This window comes from uncultured Campylobacter sp., assembly GCF_963517995.1.
Lineage (GTDB): Bacteria > Campylobacterota > Campylobacteria > Campylobacterales > Campylobacteraceae > Campylobacter_A.
Genome location: NZ_CAUQHQ010000168.1, coordinates 1 through 4,167, shown reverse-complemented (window position 1 = coordinate 4,167; position 4,167 = coordinate 1). Strand labels below are relative to the sequence as shown.

Here is a 4,167-nt window from a genome sequence, read left to right as displayed (position 1 = left end):
AAGCACGTCATAGACGCTACTTTGCGGAGTGCCCTCGACGTAGCCTTTGCTTAGATGGCGTAAAATTTTCGCCTCGTTTTGGCTGCATTTTATGAGCGAGGAAATTTTAGAATTTTGCTCTCCGCCGATAAACTCTATCAAAAACCGCACTAAATTTCATCCTTTATCTGCTCTTTTAAAACGCGCTTTAGCACCTTGCCCGTCGCGTTTTTAGGTAGCTCGTCTTTAAAATAAATCGTCTTTGGAATTTTAAAATTCGCCAAGTGTTTTTTGAGGTGCGCACGGATATCTTTTTCATCCAGACTCATGTTTTCTTTAAACTGGATAAAGGCCGTAACTTCCTCGTCCGCGTGCTCGTCTTTGATGCCGATAACGGCGGCTGCTTCGACTTCGGGCAGTTTAAACAGCACCTCCTCGATCTCGCGCGGGTAGATGTTGATGCCCTTTGAGATGATGAGGTCTTTTTTGCGGTCTACGATAAAGATATAGCCCTCTTCGTCGATCTTGACGAGATCGCCTGTGCGCAGCCAGCCGTTTACGATCGTTTCGTCGGTGGCGTCTGGCATATTTAGGTAGCCTTGCATCACGCAGTCGCCTTTTACGATTAGCTCCCCGACTTCGCCTGCGGGCAGCTCGATCATCTCGTCGTTTATGCATTTTACTTCGTAGCCGGGCAGCGGCAAGCCGACGCTTGAGATTTTTTGTTTTTGTAGCGTGTTTGCCGAGACGATAGGCGAGCATTCGCTAAGTCCGTAGCCCTCTATCAGCACCGCGCGCGGAAATTTAACGCGAAAATCGGCGATAGTCTGCTCCGCCAAAGGCGCTCCGCCGCTGATAAAAATCCTAATGCAGTTAAACCAGCGAAAATACCACGGAATTTTAGCCTTGCCGATAGCCGTGTAGATCGCGGGTACGCCTAAAAATACGGTCGCGCGTTTGAGTAGGACTTGTTTTAGGACGTTTGAAAACGGAAAAATGGACTTTACTAAAATAAGCGAACACGCCGAAAATATCGGTAGCAGCACCATCGCCGTGAGAGTAAAGCTGTGAAACATCGGCAAAAACACGGCAAATCTATCCTTCGTGCGTACGTGAAAGACCTCTTGCGCGCCCTGGACGTTTGAGATGAGGTTGCGATAGCTGATCATCGCGCCCTTTGGCTTGCCCGTGGTGCCTGAGGTGTAGATGATGTGGGCTAGGTCGTCGAGCTTCGGTCGGTCGGTCAAATTTAGCTCTATACGGCAGTTTAGCGCGTGGGCGTAGGCGATATTGTTTCCGTCAAATTCGGCTCTATCGCCGATCCAGACGATCTTTTTGATCGCAGTTTTGCTCTCTAGCCCGCGTATCTCTTTGGCTAGCTCGGCCGAGGCAAAGAGAAATTTCGCCCCGCAGTCGTTTATGATGTATTCAAATTCTTCGTATTTTAAAAAGGTATTTATCGGCACGGCCACGGCGCCTAGCAGCGTGACGGCAAAGTAGCTAGCGATAAACTCCGGCGAGTTATTTACGATCATCGCGACGCGGTCGCCTTTTTTCACGCCCATGCCTTGTAAAAATGCGGCCAGCGCAAAGGCGTCCGCGCGTAGCTGCTTGTAGCTTATTTTGTCCGTTTCGGTGTAGATCGCGATACCGCCGCCGTTTTTATCTACCGCGACGTTTAGCATATCCTCGAAATTTTCGTAAGGGTAGTTCATGGCCGCGCCTTAAAATTTATATTTCACGTTCAAATTTATCGCCTGAGCGTTGCCGCGCTCAAATTTGCCGTTTGGATAAAGCCCCGACGCGTTTGAGTAGTAGTGTACGTCGCGCGCCTTTCTGTCTTGGTAGAAGTAGCTAGCTCCCAGCTCCAAAGCGTCCGTAAATTTGTAGTTAAAGCCCGCTGCATAGATGACGGCCTTGGTATCTGGCAGGTCAAAGCCCGTGGTGTCGGCTCTGGACGCAGCCTCGTCAAACGTAACCGCGCCCATCAGACGAAGCTTATCCGTCGCGTCGTGCGCTACGCCGATGCGGTAGGCGTTGCTGTCCTTCCAGTCGCGCTTTTTAGACGCGTCAAATGCCGCAAAAAACGGGTTGCGGTAGTGAGCGGCCGAGGCGCCCGGGTAGTTGAAGTCAAGCTCTTTCCATGCCGACCAATAAGTTCTTTCAAAATCAAATAGCAGCGTGGTGTTTGCGATTTTGTACGATAGGGCTAAATTTAAGCTCGCAGGTAGCGGTACGGATAGCTTTGCGCTGCCGCTATACGAGCCGCTCGGAAATGCCCCCCTCGGGTGCGCCGGCGCGCTGACGTCGGTGTCGCCTTTTAGATTCATATTTACTTTCGAGCGGTAGGTGGCCGCTAGGCTCAAATTTGAGGTCGGTTTATACGTGATTGCCGCGTTATAGCCGAAATTTACGCGGTCGCCTTTGATGTCTTGCGAGGCGGGTAGGGCGCCAGGCACCTCCTGCACGGCCTCTCCTCTAGCGTAAACGGCGCGGAGGCCAAAGCCTAACGCGATGTTATCGGTTAGCGCGTAGGCGACGCTAGGATTTACCTCGATCACTTTTAGATCAAATTTTTTAGATGTGGCTTTAGGTAGATTTTCGTCCCATCTCATCGACATTCCCGCAGGCACGACGACCGAGAGGCCAAAGCGCCAATCGCCAAAATGCGGCGTCACGAAGTGAAACGTAGGTACGAGCGCGGTCGCTCTTTTGGATGTTAGTTTGTCGCCGTTAAAGTGCCTATACTTCGTCTTTGACATGCGCAGGTAGGTTAGCGAGCCTTCAAAGTAGTGTCCGCCGTCCAAAAATATCATATTCGCCGGGTTATTATAGGCTGCGTCGGGACTGAAGCTCGTTGCGACGTTTGAGTTTAAAAGCGCGATGCTATCGCCGCTTTGCTCGGGGATTTTAAAGCCCGCCGCATTTAGACAGCAGCAAGCTGCTAGGCAAACGCCGATATATTTTCTCATTTATTCTCCTTTAAAGTTTCTTAAAATTTTTATCTCGTCCGCCCAGATACTCTCGTCGATCGTCTCTAAAACTAGCGGGATATCGTCCGTGCGGGGGTCGTTTATGATGTTTTCAAACGTTTTTAAGCCCAAAAAGCCCTTGCCTAGGCTCTCGTGGCGGTCCTTTTTGCTGGCTAGGTCAAATTTCGTATCGTTTAGATGCATACCGCACAGCATATCGCGCCCGACTATCTCGTCAAATTCGCTCATCACGCGCCCGTAGTCTTCTCTGATGTCGTATCCAGCGGCAAACGTATGGCAGGTGTCGAGACAGACGCCGATCCTGCTTTTATCGATGCAGTTTTTGACGATAAAGGCAAGGTGTTCAAATTTAAAGCCCAAATTTGAGCCCTGACCCGCGGTGTTTTCGATGACTAGCTTTACGTTTTGGCTATTTTCGAGTAGGAAATTTACGGAATTTGCGATATTTTGGAGGCAAATTTCGGGCGAAATTTCGTTTAGATACGAGCCCGGATGAAAATTTATCATCACTAGGCCTAGCGCCTCTACGCGGTAAATTTCGTCCAAAAAGGCGTTAATGGACTTTTGACGCTGCTCGGCGCTCGGATGGCCTAAATTTATAAGGTAGCCGTTGTGCGGCAAAACGTGCCTGGGCTTGATGCCGGCTGCTTTTAAATTTTGTTTAAATTTGGAGATATTTTCCTGGGAAAGCGGCTTGGCTTCCCATTGACGCTGGTTTTTGACGAACATCGCAAAGGCGTTCGCGCCGATATTTGCCGCATTTAGCGGAGCGTTTTCTACGCCGCCCGCGATGCTGACGTGCGCGCCGATAAATTTCATTGAAGCTCTTTTATGATGATTTTTATGCGGTTTTTAGCGTCGAAAAAGCTGATATTTTTACCGCAAACTTCGTATTTTATTGAATATTTACTTATATCTTGTATAAAACCGCACGAATTTGTCATTACATTTATGCCGTCATACAGCGGCTTGCGCTCCAAAATTTCCGCGAAAAAGTCGTCGTATCTCTCCTCTAAAAAGAACTTTTTGTTAAATTCTTTTTTCTCAAAACACGCGCCGTTCATACAAATTTTGTCGTTTATTTTGAGATTTACCGTATTTACGCCCGAGCTATAAATTTGCAAATTTAGCTGATTTGCGCTTTTGTGCAGGAAGCCTACGTCATTGATTTTTAGCGGCGGAGTGAGGATGGTGA

General features: G+C 48.9%; 4 protein-coding genes. All 4 read right to left on the bottom strand.

All coding sequences use genetic code 11. From position 1 onward, the window contains the following. Window positions 1-149: 149 nt before the first annotated feature. Entirely contained in the window at window positions 150-1,694 is a 1,545-nt protein-coding gene (locus RYL88_RS11840; protein ID WP_314991544.1) for a fatty acid--CoA ligase, read from the bottom strand. A 9-nt stretch (window positions 1,695-1,703) separates the two neighbouring features. Continuing rightward, window positions 1,704-2,951: an OmpP1/FadL family transporter gene (locus RYL88_RS11835; protein WP_314991543.1), complete on the bottom strand. Its 1,248-nt coding sequence runs from the start codon at window positions 2,949-2,951 to the stop codon at window positions 1,704-1,706. Next, window positions 2,952-3,791 (bottom strand): deoxyribonuclease IV, encoded by an 840-nt coding sequence (gene nfo, locus RYL88_RS11830; RefSeq protein ID WP_314991542.1) that lies wholly within the window; start codon window positions 3,789-3,791, stop codon window positions 2,952-2,954. Next, on the bottom strand, window positions 3,788-4,167 hold a 380-nt coding region (locus RYL88_RS11825), incomplete at its 5' end, for a hypothetical protein (protein WP_314991541.1). The genes nfo and RYL88_RS11825, both read right to left, overlap by 4 nt.

What these genes read in the sequence shown, in the direction of transcription:
- RYL88_RS11840 (WP_314991544.1), bottom strand. Translation starts at nt 1,694, where the DNA reads ATGAACTACCCTTACGAAAATTTCGAGGATATGCTAAACGTCGCGGTA.
- RYL88_RS11835 (WP_314991543.1), bottom strand. Translation starts at nt 2,951, where the DNA reads ATGAGAAAATATATCGGCGTTTGCCTAGCAGCTTGCTGCTGTCTAAAT.
- nfo (WP_314991542.1), bottom strand. Translation starts at nt 3,791, where the DNA reads ATGAAATTTATCGGCGCGCACGTCAGCATCGCGGGCGGCGTAGAAAAC.